The organism is Herpetosiphon gulosus (genome assembly GCF_039545135.1).
Classification (GTDB): Bacteria; Chloroflexota; Chloroflexia; order Chloroflexales; family Herpetosiphonaceae; genus Herpetosiphon; species Herpetosiphon gulosus.
In genome coordinates this window covers 111,361-128,395 of the sequence record NZ_BAABRU010000015.1, presented here as the reverse complement: position 1 = coordinate 128,395, position 17,035 = coordinate 111,361, and the positions used below count along the sequence as shown (strand labels likewise).

At 49.5% G+C, this 17,035-nt stretch carries 13 protein-coding genes; 3 read left to right on the top strand and 10 right to left on the bottom strand.

Translation table 11 applies throughout. The features are described 5' to 3' along the window. The first annotated feature begins 1 nt into the window (after nucleotide 1). On the top strand, nucleotides 2–646 hold the full coding sequence (locus tag ABEB26_RS19655; protein ID WP_345723753.1) for an HD domain-containing protein: 645 nt from the start codon (nucleotides 2–4) through the stop codon (nucleotides 644–646). A gap of 82 nt (nucleotides 647–728) precedes the next feature. On the opposite strand, the gene ABEB26_RS19650 is transcribed toward ABEB26_RS19655, so the two are convergent. From ABEB26_RS19650 to ABEB26_RS19640, 3 genes are all read right to left on the bottom strand, one after another. Then, nucleotides 729–1,364, bottom strand: a complete 636-nt coding sequence (locus tag ABEB26_RS19650) for a hypothetical protein (RefSeq protein ID WP_345723752.1) — start codon at nucleotides 1,362–1,364, stop codon at nucleotides 729–731. Between the two features lie 21 nt (nucleotides 1,365–1,385). Further along, entirely contained in the window at nucleotides 1,386–2,165 is a 780-nt protein-coding gene (locus tag ABEB26_RS19645) for an RNA polymerase sigma factor (protein ID WP_345723751.1), read from the bottom strand. 86 nt (nucleotides 2,166–2,251) lie between these two features. Then, the gene (locus ABEB26_RS19640; RefSeq protein WP_345723750.1) at nucleotides 2,252–4,858 is read right to left on the bottom strand and encodes a CHAT domain-containing protein; all 2,607 of its coding nucleotides are present in this window, start codon (nucleotides 4,856–4,858) and stop codon (nucleotides 2,252–2,254) included. A gap of 166 nt (nucleotides 4,859–5,024) precedes the next feature. Here ABEB26_RS19640 and ABEB26_RS19635 point away from each other — a divergent pair, with 166 nt between their 5' ends. Then, a complete protein-coding gene (locus ABEB26_RS19635; RefSeq protein ID WP_345723749.1) occupies nucleotides 5,025–7,055 on the top strand; it encodes a hypothetical protein in 2,031 nt (676 codons plus the stop codon). A gap of 63 nt (nucleotides 7,056–7,118) precedes the next feature. Here the strand turns inward: ABEB26_RS19635 and ABEB26_RS19630 are convergent, their stop codons facing one another. From ABEB26_RS19630 to ABEB26_RS19600, 7 genes are all read right to left on the bottom strand, one after another. Then, nucleotides 7,119–7,820 carry a hypothetical protein gene (locus ABEB26_RS19630; protein ID WP_345723748.1) on the bottom strand — a complete coding sequence of 234 codons (702 nt, stop codon included), beginning with the start codon at nucleotides 7,818–7,820 and terminating at the stop codon, nucleotides 7,119–7,121. Between the two features lie 206 nt (nucleotides 7,821–8,026). Then, complete coding sequence (add, locus tag ABEB26_RS19625; protein WP_345723747.1) at nucleotides 8,027–9,067, bottom strand: adenosine deaminase; 1,041 nt, start codon at nucleotides 9,065–9,067, stop codon at nucleotides 8,027–8,029. A gap of 11 nt (nucleotides 9,068–9,078) precedes the next feature. Continuing rightward, on the bottom strand, nucleotides 9,079–10,164 hold the full coding sequence (prfA, locus tag ABEB26_RS19620; protein ID WP_345723755.1) for a peptide chain release factor 1: 1,086 nt from the start codon (nucleotides 10,162–10,164) through the stop codon (nucleotides 9,079–9,081). Nucleotides 10,165–10,360: 196 nt separating this feature from the next. Next, on the bottom strand, nucleotides 10,361–11,398 hold the full coding sequence (locus ABEB26_RS19615) for a hypothetical protein (RefSeq protein ID WP_345723746.1): 1,038 nt from the start codon (nucleotides 11,396–11,398) through the stop codon (nucleotides 10,361–10,363). A gap of 186 nt (nucleotides 11,399–11,584) precedes the next feature. Next, nucleotides 11,585–12,391 carry an SAM-dependent methyltransferase gene (locus tag ABEB26_RS19610; protein ID WP_345723745.1) on the bottom strand — a complete coding sequence of 269 codons (807 nt, stop codon included), beginning with the start codon at nucleotides 12,389–12,391 and terminating at the stop codon, nucleotides 11,585–11,587. After that, a complete protein-coding gene (locus ABEB26_RS19605) occupies nucleotides 12,375–12,971 on the bottom strand; it encodes a hypothetical protein (RefSeq protein WP_345723744.1) in 597 nt (198 codons plus the stop codon). Before ABEB26_RS19605 ends, ABEB26_RS19610 begins: the two co-directional genes overlap by 17 nt. Nucleotides 12,972–12,982: 11 nt before the next feature. After that, the gene (locus tag ABEB26_RS19600; RefSeq protein ID WP_345723742.1) at nucleotides 12,983–16,138 is read right to left on the bottom strand and encodes an ATP-binding protein; all 3,156 of its coding nucleotides are present in this window, start codon (nucleotides 16,136–16,138) and stop codon (nucleotides 12,983–12,985) included. 107 nt (nucleotides 16,139–16,245) lie between these two features. Here ABEB26_RS19600 and ABEB26_RS19595 point away from each other — a divergent pair, with 107 nt between their 5' ends. Further along, complete coding sequence (locus ABEB26_RS19595) at nucleotides 16,246–16,857, top strand: RNA polymerase sigma factor (RefSeq protein ID WP_345723741.1); 612 nt, start codon at nucleotides 16,246–16,248, stop codon at nucleotides 16,855–16,857. The last annotated feature ends 178 nt before the right edge of the window (nucleotides 16,858–17,035 follow it).

Genomic DNA, 17,035 nt, shown 5'->3' with positions numbered 1-17,035 from the left:
AATGTTGGATTTACACCAATGGCAAGCGCGGTTTGCGACGTGGATTGAGCAAGAGCTTGGTCAGGCTGATGTTTCGCACGATCCTGAACATATTCGGCGGGTCGTGCGTAATGCGCAATTAATTCAAGCTGAAGCGGGCGGCGATTTAGCAGTGATTATTCCGGCTGCCTGGTTACACGATTGCGTGGTTGTTTCTAAGGCCTCACCGTTACGCAGCCAAGCCTCGCGCATGGCTGCCGAACACGCAACCCAATGGCTAGCTAGCCAAGGCTACCCCGAACAGTATTTACCGGCGATCAGCCATGCGATTGCTGCTCACAGTTTCTCGGCCAACATTCAGCCAGAAACTTTAGAGGCCCAAATCGTCCAAGATGCCGATCGGCTTGATTCGCTCGGCGCGATTGGCTTAGCCCGTTGTTTGATGCTGAGTGTTGAGCTTGGCCGACGGCTCTACGATCCACAGCAGCCGATTCCGCGTACCCGCCCTGCCGATGATCAAATTAACAGCATCGACCATTTTTATACCAAACTCTTAAAGCTGCCACAAACAATGCAAACAGCCACAGGCCGTGCATTAGCAGAACAACGAACTGGTATTCTCAACCAATTCCTAGATCAATTAGCGCAAGAAGTTGGGGAATCGTAGCAATGATTCTCTCTTTGGTTTAGCTTTTGCTCAATTAGCAGCAGTGGGTAGAACACAACACAACCCGTACTACCCACGCGTGCTAATTGAGGATTTTGATCTTCAAACGAGCCAATTCTTCAATCGGAATCCGATCAAACAAGACAAACCCATCGGCATCGGTCGTGCCATTATTTTCATAGGTTGGCGAAACCACCATGACTTGGGTTCCAGCTTGATCAAAGGGATCACGCTCGGGCACTTGAATGTAGCAGTGCAAAACCGCATGTTTAGGCTGCATACTCTCATACATTTCAATCGTCACATCGGGAATGCTTACCGACGATTGGCGATAGGTACCGATCAGGCGTTGACCGCGCATTTGGCCCGTGTATTGCAATTGAATTTGCATATGTTTGAGCATCTCGTCGGAGAATTCAATCATAAAACGATAGCCAACGGTTTCGGGAGCAGCACTGGTGATCAACGAATGCTGGCGCAAAAACTTCAACGATGGCGCGGGAATGTTATCAACAATCGATAGTGAATTGCTGTATAAAGCGTAACTCGCATCCAAGGCATCAAACAACTCGGCGCGACAGCTTGCGCATGTTTCAACATGGTCGGCGACGACTTGGAGCGCGGCATCAAGTGGCGCACCGAGAGCAACAGCATGGGCATACTCAACAAGACGTTGACGCATAATCTCGTGAGATGCGGTCGGAAGTGGCGTGTTCATGGTAGTTCCTCACCAAAATAGTTATTCGTAAGCAATCCCTAGATCAGTGGCAACAGCTTGCCAGCGGGGATCGTCACGCAACCGCTTGATTGCTCGGCTGCGCAGGGTGTGTACATGGCTTACGGTAGTTTCCAACGTCCGGCTAATCGCATTGTCATCAAGGCCAGTGATATATTTGAGCCACAATGCGGCTAATTGATTGTGTGAACGTGGGTGTTCACGCAGATAGGCATTTAAACAGGCTGAAATCCGCTCCTTCGTTTCATGTTGAATCACCACCGTTGCGGGAGCGATGCTTTGGGTATCTTCCAACACATCGTAACGGTTTTGACCCTCATCATTCATACTCGGTTGATCTAATGAATCAGCGGGATATTTTGTCCAACGACGTAAGCTGCGCAAGGCATTGTTCATTTGCAAACGCACAAACTCCCAAAATGCGCCAGGCTTGCGGCAATCGTCAAAATGTTTGAGGACACGTTCGATCGTAGCTTGGGCGATTTCCTCGGCTGGTTCAAAACGTTTAAGCATGGCATAGCTATAGACCATGCGGAAAAGCTCCGTATAGCCATCCTCGCGCCGACTTAGGCCTTCGCGCCCAGAACAGGCATCGTATAACGACACCATGTAGGTACAAATTAAGGCTTGATCAAGGGTTCCTTGAAAATCGGTCGCGCGACGGCGCACAGTTCGTTGTACCAGCTCGTCGATTGAGAGCAGTGTCCATCCATATTTTTTGATGAGAAGAGTTGCACGTTCGGTATAGATCTGCTCGCTATCAGATAATTGGGTCTCGAACATGGTGCGCACCTTTGCTTTCAGGCGGATGCTTTGAGAAGCATCGTAAACATTTTACAATGGTCAAACGAACAATGGCCGCTTACACTTTAGGCTTTGCCAATCACCATAAAGCCAGCCCAAAAGCGCGGGTCAGCCAAGGGGCTTTCGCTGTGCTGGCCGTCTGGTTCAAGCGGAATTGCGCTAGCTGGTAGCTGCCAAAGCTGGAACTGTTTAATAATATCAGCCCGCGTCAAGTCACGTACAGCAATCACGGCGTGTTTAAGTGCTACGGCAATCCGTACTCCGGCCTGCAATTCACGGTAAAAGCGATCCATCACGAACAACGCCGCGACATCCGAGGCGTTCCACAACGAGCAGAGCAAACTACGGGTTCCAGCATATAAAAACGCCCGTTGAAGGCCATATTGGTCGTCGCTGACCGCCACAAAACTGCGCCCGCTGACGCAAGCACTCAACACCACCAAATCAGTATCAATCTCAACTTGATCCATAATCGTTTGGGCGCTCAGGGTTTCGTGGCCAAGAATTAGGTGCGAATTTAATGGCTGTTGGGCATCGTACACACAGTGCGAGGCGATGTGAATAATCCGTGCGTCATGGGCATAGCGCAAAAATTGATCGGTGGCTAATGCGCCTGTCCAAGCCTGCCCATCCACTAATTTGGCGATTTCTTGGGCTTCGTGTTCAGCATAGGTTAGGGCTTCGGCTCCGACGCTGTTGTAGCCAAAGCAGTAATGCTGCGTTTGGCTGCTGGCGGCGCGACCTAAGGCATAGCGCACCAAAATAGTGGCACTGGGAGCCAAGGCAATCGCCGGGTTTTCCTCGCGTACCAACCAGTTGCCATCGCTGGTTTGCAACGCCATAAATGGCACATCATGCAGCGGGCCATGCGGCACAACATACACCAAATCAACTGTTGCCAACATGGCTTCGTATGGCTCAATCAAAGCCTGCGAAATTGCCTTCAAAATCCGTGGTTGCAGCAAGCGATGATGCCCGCCATGGCCACGAGTCAGGTTCAAGGGATTAAAGGTATGCTGATGAATCGTAGCGGTTGTTGCAGTTATCGCCACGCTGTATAAGGCTGGCTCAAGGCTGAAATGATGCAGAATTGGCGATTTGCGTTCGGCCAAAGCTGCCAAGAAGCGCAATGATCGGCCTAACACCCCAACTGTAAAGTATTCGATCACCGCTGTGCGTTGGTCGAGTTGGGCTTGAATTTCGGCTAAATCGGCACATTGCTGCGAAAGCTCAACTGCGGCACGTTCATCGCCAGCTTGCAGCGCATCGAGGAAGGCTCGCGAACGTGCTCGCTCGATATAATTGACTGCTTGAGCCGCATCGCCGCGCTCGATACACAGCACAACCATATGCTCATAAACCTGTTGGGCCGTACTAATCAAGCCCAATTTGGTATCTTCATCGCCGAACGAGGTACGTAAATCTTCAATAATTGCGATGGATTCGGCAAAGGCTGCGAATGCTGCATCAATTGCCCCGCTCCGCCGTTCAGCATCGCCGCGTTGATTGAGAATCAGGGCTAACTCATGGCGATTGTTATGTTGGCGAGCCAAGGCTTCAGCTTGGGCATAAATTTCCAAGGCTGCTTGATAATCGTGCATACTGCAATAGAGCAAGCCCAAAAACGCCAATGAATCGCGTAGGCTATCATCATTGGGCACAACGCTGGCGCGAGCCGCCTCAATACTAATTTGATAGGCTTGTTTGCTGGCCTGCAAATCGCCTGCCAAATGTTTCAAAAAGCCAATATGCCAATACAAATTGGCCAAATCGCCGATTGTATCGAGGGTTTGGTAGAGCGCTGCCGACTGCGAAAAATAGCTATCGGCCTCATCCCAACGACATAAATAGAGCAAATTCGAGCCAACTTCGTAGAGCGCATGAGCCTCGCGATAGCGATTGCCGGCCCGTTGCAAGGCTTCGAGTGCTTGCAAACTTAGCTCTAAGGCATATTCTGGGCGTTGCAGCTGATTGGATAAAATACTCTGGTTGAGCAAACTATGGCCTTGATACAGCCAATTTTGCACTTGCTGAGCGTGTTGATGTTGCTCAATATAATGTTGGATGGCCTGATCGTAGGCTCCGCGAAACCAGGCTAACGTGCCCATACTGTTGATTACCATCGGCACTAAATCGGCTTCGAGCTGGATATCATCACGTAATTGTTGTAATAAACGTTGGGCGGTATCATATTGACGTTCAAGTCGCATGGTGATAATCGCCTTGTAGAGCATCAGCAGTTGCTGTTGGCGCAGATTGACTTGTGGAATGGTGGTAGCTTTGGTCAGCACCTCGGCGATGGTTGGCCAATCGCGGCGAGCCGAAAGCAGCTCCAAATATTCCTCAAGGTAGTAGAGCCAACGTTCTAGCTCAAATTGCCAGGCCTCAGCCTCTAGACGATTGAGTTGTTGCTGGCTATACTCAAAGGCGGCAGCAAAGACTTCGTGCTCACGATAGGGTCGTTCATTTAAGCTAGGTGCTTCGCGTAGTTGATACCAACCATGATGGGGGTGTTCGATGACCAAGGTGCTTTGCCAAAAGCGTTCGATCTGTTCGGGTGAATAAGGCGTTAGGCTAGCCAACTGAGCCGAATCACACCAACGCAGGAGCCAGATGTAAGAAGTAAGTGCCGGTGTAACCGTTGATTCGAAGGCATCATCAAGTAAAACCATACCATCACCCTTGGTGTATGCAACGCCATCCAGCATGCCTAGGTTTGTGAGAGGCCAGGCAGACTATCCGCGTAATTGAAGCAACATTCTAGTGCTACTATACTCGATTTTGATCGGCTTTGCTACCAGAGTAGCCCTTGTTTTGTGACATTGGGGGAATGCGATCATGTCCACACCACACGCCCAAGTTTATTTCAACCGCTACAATCTTTTTAACACTACGCCCAACCCAGCCCCAAGCGGCAATACCGATTGGTACACCACCCAACCAATTATGCAACTAAGTAATCCGCAGCTGACCCAACGTGTGCCAAGCCAAACAGCCTTGCTGACTAATTGGTCGTTGCCAAATGCCAATTTGTTCGGGCTGCAAGACCTCAATTGGGCTTTTTGTGTTTATGATCTTCAACAACAACTAGCTTCGAGCACTAGCGCCGACGATTTGCCGAATGCGCCGCTGGCTTATGCCCAAGTCCAAGCAACCCATACCACCACCCAAAGCACGACTGCAACGAAAGTTTGTTTATTTAATGTGTTGGTAGCGATCGAATGGGTGCCGAGTGCCAGCGAGCTGAATCAATTGCAATGGGCTTTTCGGCGGGCCTCAGATTTCTTGTTCGATGTGAGCAATGGCACGATGGCCTTTGGTCAGGTGGTATTTGGTGGCGTGCAGCATATGCGAGCTGCCGATATTCAAATTCTGGCCTCAAACCGCTATCACCCCCGTAGTTGGCGCGAAGGCCTCTATACTGATGCCAAGCATATGCCAATTCGCTTGGGTCGTGGTATGTGGGAGCGTCAAGGCAGCTTTAGTATTCCTTGGCACGAGCCAGAAGGCTATCGCGTGATTGTCCACGAATGGATGCACTACGCGATTGGTTTGCGCGATCAATATATTAATTCAAATAATGCTGAGCACCCAGATTTGGCGTTGCCTTCGTTCAACCCAACGGCTGAGTCGATTATGGCTCACTTGGTTGGTTCGAGCGAAGTTATGCGGATCGAGGGTGGCGATGATGTTTGGCAGCCATTCCGTGCCCAAACTGGGGCTGGTTTGCCCTACAGCGCCATGGCAACTGCGCCATTTGATCAGCCACGGGTTGGACCCGAACGCCTGCCCTTGCCCTTGCCCTCGTTTCAACATAATTTTGGCAGCAATCCAACTGCTGAGGTGATCAGTTTACCAATTGCTGAAACGCCTTTGGCTGACCTCAAACATGGCTGGGTGTATCTGTTACGCGGCAGCCTGAACGATCCTAGCACAATTATTCCTCAAGGCAGCCTTGATTCACGGGTAAATTCGCAGGGCTTCAAGTTGCTCGGTGCAAATTCCGATGATTATGTAGTGGTGATTGGCGATCAAGCTAATGGCTCAACGGCGGTCTATGTCGCGCAACTTGAAGGTAATCCACCTGAATGCAATTGGCTTGAATGCACGCCCAGCCAATTTCCACTGGTGGCGGTGATGCCTTATGGCTCAGTAACTCAAGGCTCATATAGCGTCAAAGTTGTGACTGAATCGGGCCTAACGCCAACGGCGATTTATGTGGCAGCGGCTGGTGAACAAAATGCCTATGCGGTTGATCTCAATGGGGTGGTCAGCAATTTGCCGTCGCTAGATGGCACGGCCTTGCTAGTTTTTGAAGGTCAAACTGGGATTCAACTGGCAGTAGCAGCCTATTCCGAGGGCGGCAATCCACCTAGCCACAATCCAACTGCGCCAATTCCATTGACCGCTGGCTCCTCCGAAGGCAACTTGATGGTCTTTTTCAATCAAGCCGCCGAAAGCCGCGCCAGCGAACTCAACCATCTACGGGTGATTACGACTACAATGTATGGTTCGTGCAGTAGTTTGCCCAATGCTACTGGCGGCGCTCTAAGTCGTGGCTATATTTTTGCCCTGGCTAGTAACGCTGCCTTGCCCAGCGATGTGAATGCCAGCGTGCCACTTAAGCCAACCTTGGTATTGAACTATGATAATGCGGCCTTGCTTAGCCTTGGCACAACCGCTGGAATCGCTGGAGTTTTGAAGGTTTACAGTGCTAATGGAGCCACGCCGCAAGCCGAAGCTTCCAAGCATTTTGTTGATCGCGGGTATGTGGCCTTGGCTTTGAATGCCACGAGTGCCAGCGGCTTATTCGCCAGCAGCCCAACCCCCGAATTCTTCCGGCTGTATGGCCAGCAATTTACAATCTAAGCAACATAAAGCGCCCATGATCAACATCATGGGCGCTTGGTTTATGCAGATTGTTGGCGGGATTTAGAGTGTGCGCACGCTCCGAACTGGCTCATTGGCCCCAAGCAAACTCATCGACTGCTGATTATTTGGATTATTGGGCTTGCTAGCACTAGCAACCGTGCGCCGCAACCGCCATTGCAATGCGGCAATTTCCTCGGAGATCGCTCGTAAACTCTCGACCTCATCGCGTAAATCCTCGACGACTGCTGAAGAACCAAACTCGACCCGCTGTGGTTCGCGCAATGGGCGGCGTGGGCGCTGTTGCGAAACATCGCCAAGTTGATCTTGCATCGTGCCCAATAAACTCATTAAATAGGCCCACGATTCGTTTTCTTGTTGACTGACTTGTTTTGAATGCTGGCGGCGTTCGTTCATCCAGCCATCAAGTTGGCAATGTAAATTGTTCAGCCGATTATCAAGGTGCTCGATCAACGGGCGACTAAAATCGGCGGGTTGGGCCGCTAATTTGGCAACCGTAGCTGGAAACGAAGTATGCAGCGTTTCCAATTGGTCTTGTAAATGGCCTAGCGATGAGCCAAGTTGGGCTTGACGACGCGCCACAACCTCTTGTTCGCCCAAAACATCGCTTAACAACGCCTTGAGTTGCTGGGTTTCTTGCTTGGCGCGATGTTCTTGCTGGCCCAGTAAATGCGGCACAAACCATAAGAGTAGCACCGCCAAGAGCAATAATGCGCCACTCATCAATAAAAAGACAATCTGCATAACCAACCTCCATAGCAATAGCATCTGGCTTCATTATAAAAAAAAGCCCACTCGCTGAGAGGATGCAGGGGTTACAGCTTGATGACAGGTAATCAAGGGATGAGGGATGAAGGATGAGGGATGAAAGGTATGCAGTACAAAATCATGAAGCACCTGAGGGCTGGATATCCCAACCTTCGTGTGTTTCATGATTAAAGTCAAAACAACTATAAACCGAGTTCGCGCCGCAGTTGGGCTTGTTGTTGATCAAATTCTTGGAGTAATTGTTGGCGTTGTTCGGCAGGCAAGAAGGCCGCTTTGGCGCTTTGGCGAGCCACTTTACAAATATCATCAACCGTGAAATCGTAGCGTTCGGCGGCCAGCAAAAACTCGCCAGTCACCGTCGTATCAAACAAGACTGGATCGTCGGAGTTGAGGGTGATTGGCAAGCCAGCATCAAGCATCTGGCGCAGGGGGTGCTGATCAAACGAGGCCACCACGCCAGTGCGAATATTGCTGGTTGGGCAAACATCAAAGGTAATATCGCCACGGCGGGCCAGAAATTGCGTTAATTCGGCATCCTCAAGCACCCGAAAGCCATGACCAATCCGATCTACGCCCAGCATTTCGACCGCGCCGCGCACGCTATTAGCCCCAGCGACCTCGCCTGCATGAGCCATTACGTGCAGCCCAACCGCCTTGGCCAAGGCAAAAACCTCAACAAACGGCTCAGGTGGATAATTGGCCTCATCGCCACCAATCGAAAAAGCTACGACCCCATATTGCATGCCAGCTTGGGCTAACTCAACCGCTCGTAGGGCTTGATCAAGGCTAAACTGCCGACCAAAATCGAAAGCTGGCCGACAAACAATGGTTGTCTCGCGCTCAGCACGAGCAAACCCAGCCGCAACACCACCAAGAATTTCATCGAAATCCATATTGCGGAGCATGTGCTGAGCAGGCGAGAGCATTACTTCGGCATAACGCACCTGTTGCTGAGCCAAATCGATTGCCAATTCATAGGCAACTCGCTCAAAATCCTCACCATGGATCAAACAACGAGCACAGGTGCGATACACATCCAAAAAACCTAGGAAGTGTTCATATTGAAACATGCGCTCGACCCCAGCCAAATCGCTAGCAGGCAGGCTAATGCCATTTTTCGTCGCCAGTTCCAAAAGCGTTTTGGGGGTAATCGAGCCTTCTAAGTGAACATGAAGCTCACATTTGGGCATGCGGCGAATAAATTCAGCAAGCGGCGAGTGCATGCAACAAACTCCTAGGCTCCCATACCCAAGGCCTTAAGCCGTTCGGCGTTGTCGAAGGTAACTAACGCATCGATCAACCGATCAAGCGCTCCATCAAGCACAACCGGTAGGTTTGAGATGTTTTGGCCAATCCGATGATCGGTAATGCGGTCTTGGGGATAGTTGTAGGTGCGCATTTTTTCAGCTCGCTCACCGCTACCAACCTGAGCCAAGCGCGATTCCCCCAGCTCTTTTTGGCGTTTTTCTTGCTCACGCGCATATAAGCGTGCTCGCAACACATTCAAAGCACTTTCGCGATTTTTGATCTGCGAACGGGTGTCTTGACAAACAACCACGATTTCTTCGGGCGTACCAGCTTTATAGACGATCCGAACGGCTGAGTCGGTGGTGTTGACTCCTTGACCACCGTGACCGCCTGAGCGATACACGTCGATGCGATAATCTTCTTGCTTGATTTCAACTGCGGTTTCTTCGACTTCGGGCAACACCGCCACCGTAATCGTGCTGGTATGAATCCGGCCACGTGCCTCGGTTGCTGGAACGCGCTGGACGCGATGCACGCCGCCCTCATATTTAAGTCGGCTCCAAGCACCTTGGCCTTGGACTTCAAAAATAACTTCTTTGAAGCCGCCGATACCGTTTTCGCTGAGCGACATGACTTCGGTTTTCCAGCCACGGGTTTCAGCATAGCGTTGGTACATGCGGTAGACATCAGCCCCAAATAAAGCTGCTTCATCACCACCTTCACCTTGGCGAATTTCGATGATCACGTTCTTTTCGTCGTTGGGGTCGCGTGGCAGCAGCAAAACCCGTACTTCAGCCCCGATTGCTTCCATGCGAGCCGAAAGCTCATCGATCTCCAATTGAGCCATTTCGCGCAACTCAGGATCATTCTCCTCGCGCAAAAGGGCTTTGGCTTCTTCGACCGATTTTTCAGCCTGCATAAACTCACGGTAACGACCAACCAACTCGCCAAGTTCGGTTTGTTCGCGGGCCAAGGTAGTTAAACGCACATGGTCGCTCAACACATCGGGCTGAGTCATTTCATCGTTGAGTTCGATATATCGCGCCTCGACACGAGCGAGACGAGCTAAAATTTCTGGTTCCATAGTTGTATGGATGTTCCTTGTCTTGGTGGTGTATCTGCGCCATTATAGCATAAGGCGTTTATAAAGAGCATAGAACAAAGAACATCAAACATAATAGAGGTGCGCGATTGATCCACGCAGGATACGAAGAGCACTAAGTTGAGGATCTAGGCGATAGTTGGCTATCGCCTGATTGAGGCAAACCTTAGCGAATACCGAAGATCTTGACGATATGAGGGGTATCAATGATCACATGGGGCGCAATCGTATGATAGCCCAAGGCATGGACCCAAGCATTGCCTGTGCGGAGAGTCAAGACTGTTTTGATCACACCTGCGCCAAAATAGTTAATTAATACAAACATAACTGAGAGTAAGCCATTGGTGGGGGTGCTGAAATTCGTCCAACCTTCGGCCAAGTGCACAACGCCATAACTTAATCCACCAAGTAACACCGTTGTAATCGCCGAACCAGTAATTTTGAGGAAGCGTGGAATCAGAATTGAATAGATCAAAATCATGGTTGGTAATACCGTTCCCAACCCATAAATGACCAGTGAAAGTGGTAAGCCCAAGGCCAATTGACTAAAACTTAGGCGATTGAGGCTTGTGCCCAAGGTGGTTAGTTCAAACAGCGATTCCGAGATCGCAATCACGGCAATCACCAAAAGATCGTTGCGGCGATTGGTTGAGACTAAATTGAGTTGGACGGCGCTATAGCGGCTACGAAACCAGAGGTATGGGATAACCGCATAGAACCCAAAATTGTAGATTGCCCAACTCCATACTTCGGCAACCGCTAAGCCACTATGCCCACCAACTAAGGTTCCGGCCAAATGAAAACTAAATGGCTGAAATCCCAACAGTGGCCCTAAAACCCAGCCCAACGCTTGGCCAAATATGGCATACGCTACTAAACCAAGCGTTTCCCGCAGGGCTTGGCTGCGTTCAGGGGCACGCGCCGCTACATCGATGACTGGACGATTACGGGTCAGCATATAGCCCAAGCCCATCAGCACAAATATTTCTAGCATCATCACACTGGGGGCTAGCATCTGAAGCGGAAAGGGAATCTCGGCAAAGGCTGGCCGATCAAACGGTAATGCGCCGTTAGTTAACATGATAATTAGACCATGGCCTACAATCCACAAAAAAAGCGTTAGTTGAACCCCGCGATGACTTAATAGTTTCATTAGCCACGATCGCTGCGCTTGGGCTGGCTTAGCTGGCGCTTGAGTTGCCATTGTATTGCTCCTTGTAACATCAATATGTTTTATGGATTGACCATAAAGCCTGACACAATGGCAGAGTCAAGGAGCAATTATGCGGGATACGGGATGAAATTTAACTGCAAAAGCCATGAAAACGATGGTTCATGGCTTTTGCAGTTCGAACTAGCCCCTGACCGCTGGCTGCTGGCCCCTTCAGAACTAGATCAAACCAAACTCACGGGCTAGTGTTTGATCAAGCTGGGCCTCGCCATAGGCTGGCACATACAAGGTGGCATAGGCCGAAACGGGCTGTTCAGCCAAATCTTTGAGCAGTACGCGGCGAATGCTTGGCTCTTCAATTGGCAAAATTGCCGCTTGATAGATCGTAACTTCATGGCGAGCAGGATAGAATGCTTGTAAATGCGCGACCAAACGGGCTAAACCAGCTCGTGAATCAAGCTGATCGTGCACGACCTTGAAATAGCCAATCACTCCAATTTGCCATAAAACCAAGGGCGTGCTGGGGTCGAAGCGCCGCGGACGCACCAAAAAATCGCTAGCCTCATAGCTTTGATAGCCATGTAACCCTGGGTCGATTGCCAAATCGGCAAACAAACAAGCCTCGGCTGAAATGCCAGGTAATATGTTGACCCGCAGGCCTTCGCGCTGACCGCGCTGCACTAAATCGCTGGTTGGGGTTACAAAGACGCTGGGATGGCCATAAAATGCCACACAAACCCGCAAACCTTGCCGCACTGCAGCCCAAATATGCTCGACCATTGCTGCATAAACCTGTTCGCGTGACTGATCGGCTTGGTAAAAATGGGCTAAGGATTCAGCCTGCGGATTGAGCTTGTGAATCCATTCATCAGCCAATGGATGCATAACCAAATAAAAGGTTTGGTCGGCCTTGCTGATCCAAGCATGAGCTTCATTGGTTAAATGGGCGATCATGGTGATGCCTGTGCCAACAATTGTGAGCGAGCCTTGTTTCACTGCCGACACCATACTAAGTTGGTTGCTCATCAAAGGAGATTTCAAATAATGGTGGTTGATCATCTCTTTGGCGATGATAGACAAAATTTGTTAATTTCGTATGAACTGGGCGAGTTCTACCAACCAAAATATAATTATTGGCCGGAATATGTAATTCAATTGGGATATTGGCACAATTGTAGGTTGGTTGTTCGATTTGGTTTTTGCTGCGAATATAAAAGACTTGGGGCATATCATCGGGGTCATTTGGGTCAACATAGCAGACATGCAAATCAAAATAAGGATTACCATTATCATCTTCGATCATATAGCTATGATTGAGTAACCAACAGGTCACATTATAATCTTTGGATTTATCGGCGGCTTCGATAAATACATTCATATACGATGAAACTGTGACCGGAATATCTTGATAGGCTTGGGTTTCCTCCTGCACAACCGTACCAAGACTGCGCAGGGTCATCACGGTGGTAACTTCTTGAATTGGGTCTGATTTGGCGAGTTTTTGACCAAGCCCTAGTTGTTGTAAAAAGCCCTGAGGATTTTGCTTGAACGAGGCTAAACGGCTTGGGTCATCGACGAGGGTTTGGACGAAATCGACCATATCCATGAATATTCCTCCTAATAAACCGCAATACTCTGGCTTTGCTCAATTTGGGTTAAGCAAAGGGCTACATAGCGTTCAATTCCTGACAGTTCAATCTCAACCGTTGGCCTGATTTGGCCTGTGAAATGTTGGTGTAACTGTAAACGATTTAGCAAGCTTTTGGTTTCGGCACTACAGGCTGGATGCTGGCTCAGGCTATGCCATAGTTTAAACCAATGGCTTGGCTCGCCATCACAAACCGCCGCCCAAAATTGCAAAACCGTCGCATAACATTCGAGTAATAACGGGATTTCTTGGCGTTGCTGGGCTACCATAATCGCCCGCGCCAACCATGGCTGCACATATTGAAAATTACGTTGGGCCAATTCGAGCTGGGCTAGGTGAATCGCTGCTCGCCCAATCATGGCCTCAACCCCTAATTCTTGAAAAATGGCAAAGGCTTTGTGCAAATAGCCCGCACTTTGGGCAAAATCTTCGCGGCGTAGCGCCAACATGCCCATTTGATCACGAATTAATGCCTCGCCGAGCGGTGTTTTGAGTTGGTAGGCCAAATCAAGGCTGGCCTCAAAATGATGTTGCGCTAGATCATAATGAGCTTGTGCCAGTGCTACCACCCCCAAAAAGCGCTGGCTATGGCATAACCCCCACAGATGTTTTTGAGCTTGATAGTGAGTGCTACAGGTCTGAAAAGCTTGTTCGGCAGCTTGCCAATTGCCTTGCGCCAACAACACCGCGCCAATTGATAACCATGTATCACTGACTTTAATTGGATCATTGACGCTTTCAGCTTGAACTAAACAGCGTTGTAACAAATCGAGGGCGCGGGTATATTCGCCTCGGCGTTGGGTAATTACCCCGAGTTGCTTATAAATAAACAGCAATTCAGCCACATTCTGCAATTGCATTCGATACAAGACATCGATACATTGCTGCAATAATGCCTCAGAAAGTGCTAATTCGCCCAAAATATAATGAAACTCAGCATAGCACGAAACAATTCGCACTACAATTAAAACGATCTCAGCCTCAACATCCTGATGCTCAATTGTGTTTAATAACGCTGCGGCTGGAGCAAAAAGCTGTTGACCTTCGATCTCACGGTTGCGAATCGCAAAGAAATCGTGTAAAGCAATACAATAATCGCCTAAAATATGAATTTGTTGAGCTTGAACTGCCCAGAGCCAACCACCTCGAATATTATCAAGCTCTTGTTCTAAGAACATTAAGCCTTGTTGGCTGGCGTTGCCATGAATTAATTGCTCTTGTTGGCGGCTAAATTGGCCGAAATAGCGGGCATGGCGTTGATACAGCGTTTGTTGATCGGCGGCCAAGGTTTGGAGCTTGGTTTGGGCAAATTGATGCAGCAATGGGTGCAAGGCATAGCGGGTTTGTTGTTGTAAAATTTCAAGCGTAAGCAACGATTTGGCCCGTAAATTGGCCAACACGTTCAAATCAACCTCGGCAATGATTGTGGCGGTTTCAGCATTAAAGCTACTCGGAAATACCGCCAAGCGAGCTAAACAAGCCTGTTCATGTGGATCGAGCAATTGCCACGAATAATCAAAGGCAGCCTGAATGCTGCGATGGCGGGTTGGAATATCGACCACATCACTATGAAACAGCTGCATATCGTGGCTAAGTGCTGCGACAATTTCATTGCCGCTGCGAATGGTCATCCATGGCGCAATCAATTCAATTGCCAACGGTAAACCATGGACCATCTGACAAATTTGGCCAATCGCTTGACGATCAGCATGGCCATAATCAGCCAAATCGCCCGATTTGCCTTGACGCTGCAAACAATGCACAAATAAATCGACTGCTGCAAAATGTTGAAGTTGCTCAGCCAACAACGGCGAATAGCCTGAATCATCATTAATTTGGGGATAGGCCAAGCCTGCTAATTCCAATACATATTCGTTTTGCAGGCGCATGCGCTCGCGCGAGCCAATAATTAAGCGCAATTGCGGAATATGTTGAATCAGACTGCTTAATGCTAAGCGAGCACTGGTCGCCAACAATTCGCCATTATCAATAATGATGATCAATTCATGCTGTTGCAACTGGAGAATCAGATGTTCAACAATGTCGTTGGTGCGAGGTGGCGGCAGGGTCAAGGCTTGGACGATCGCCAACAAAACAGGTTCAGCATCTAAGAGCTGCGGCTGTTGATCGGCGCTGACCAAGGAAATATAAAAAACCCCGTTACTCGAAGCCCCCAAATATTCGTTAACCACCTTCCAGCCAAAGGTCAGGGCCAATTGAGTTTTGCCGCTCCCGCCAGCACCCATAATCGTCAGCAATTGGTTGCGTTCAGCTGCCAGCCAATGGGTCATGCGTTCGAGCTCGGCTTGGCGACCATAGAGCATTGGGGTTGGCCGAATCAGGCGCTGCGGACGTTGGGCGGGTGTTGCCAAAATTTGGCGTTGCAAGGCCTCGCTGGCTGGCTCGGGTTTTAATCCATACTCACGCTCTAACACTTGCTCAAGCAACCGATATTGGCGCAGGGCAGTGTGACGTTGACCTGTGCGCATTAATAGCAACATCAACTGGCGATGGGCCAGTTCATCACATTCATCGAGGGTAACCAAGCGCTGAAGCCAGCGAATCGCTTCGTTGTAGTTGCTCACCACCGTATAGCGTTCGATTAGGCGGCGAATCGCTACCAGCGCTTGTTGTCGCCAATATTCGACCTGTTGAAGTTGCCACGTGCTGAAGCCATCGGCATCGCGGAGATAAAACCCATTGAGAAAATCGCCTTGATAATGCTCGATGGCGCTGGCTAATTCATTGGTTGGGCTAGCTGGGTTCTCAAAAATTTGGGTGCAATGTTGGAGGTCGAGCCAATAACGGGCTTGGGGATGCAACCCGATCGTATGGCGTGTGACCTCGATAAACGGGTCCATAACTTTACGTAATTGATTGAGAGTAAGGCGTAAGTTGCCCGCCGTGCGTTCCGCCGATAAATCATTCCATAACAATTGTGCCAAAACCTCACGTTCGTGGGGGTAAGGATTGACTACAAGGTAGATCAGCAGTGCTTCCACTTTGCGAGTTGCTAGATCACTAATGCGTTGATTGTCGATAAAGATCCGCAAGCCACCAAAAACGTGAATCCGTAAACTTGGCACCGATTGAGCCGAATCATCAGGCTGATGCGTGACATTCACGGAGCTACATCTCCAATAAAACGATTTTGAAACGCTGGGCCGCTATGCTGTGAATTGTAGCAGACCTTGTAGCGGATATTCAATAGATAGTGAATGAAGGATGAGCTATGAACAGCGAAGTTCGGAATCAAAACCATCACAGCGAAACAGTGGCATTACAACTCGTCGAACAAATTTGCCGAGGCGAACATGCAGCCATTTGGGAGTTGTATAGTTTGTACCACACTGAACTGTCACAGCAATGTTTGGTTTGGATGCATGGCAACACCCACGATGCCGATGAGGCATTAAGCCGTTTGGTGCTCAAAGCATGGGAATCATTGCCGCGCCATGCCTATAAAATTACCAACGCCAAGGCCTGGCTCATGCGCATGGCCTACAACATTTGCATCGATATTCATCGCCAACAACAACGCGAACTCAAGCGCCTGCAACCGCTCGATAGCCTACTGGGCAATGATGACAACATGCCACATAGCGCAACACCCTCGCCCGAAACAGCTTTGTTGAAGCGCGAAGTCTATGAAACGATCAATCAAGCTTTGCAAGCGCTATCGCCACGTTTGAATAGCACGTTTTCGTTATGGCTCTACAATGATATGTCTTGCGATGCGATTGCTCAGCATCAAGGCATTTCGCTAGCCAATGTCTATAAACGCTTGCAACAAGCCCGCGATATGCTGCAACCACAATTACGCCCAACCACCGTCGAGGGATGAACGAATATAGAGCAAAGAACATAGAACATAGGGCATAGTTGAGCTTAGGGGTCAGGGACTGGGGATCAGCGTTTAACGCAGAGGCGCAGAGGGTGAATGGCTACAGGCTATATGGAATGGTTCATTAGCTTAACAACTAATTGTAACCTGCCCTCACCCCCAGCCCCTCTCCCACTGC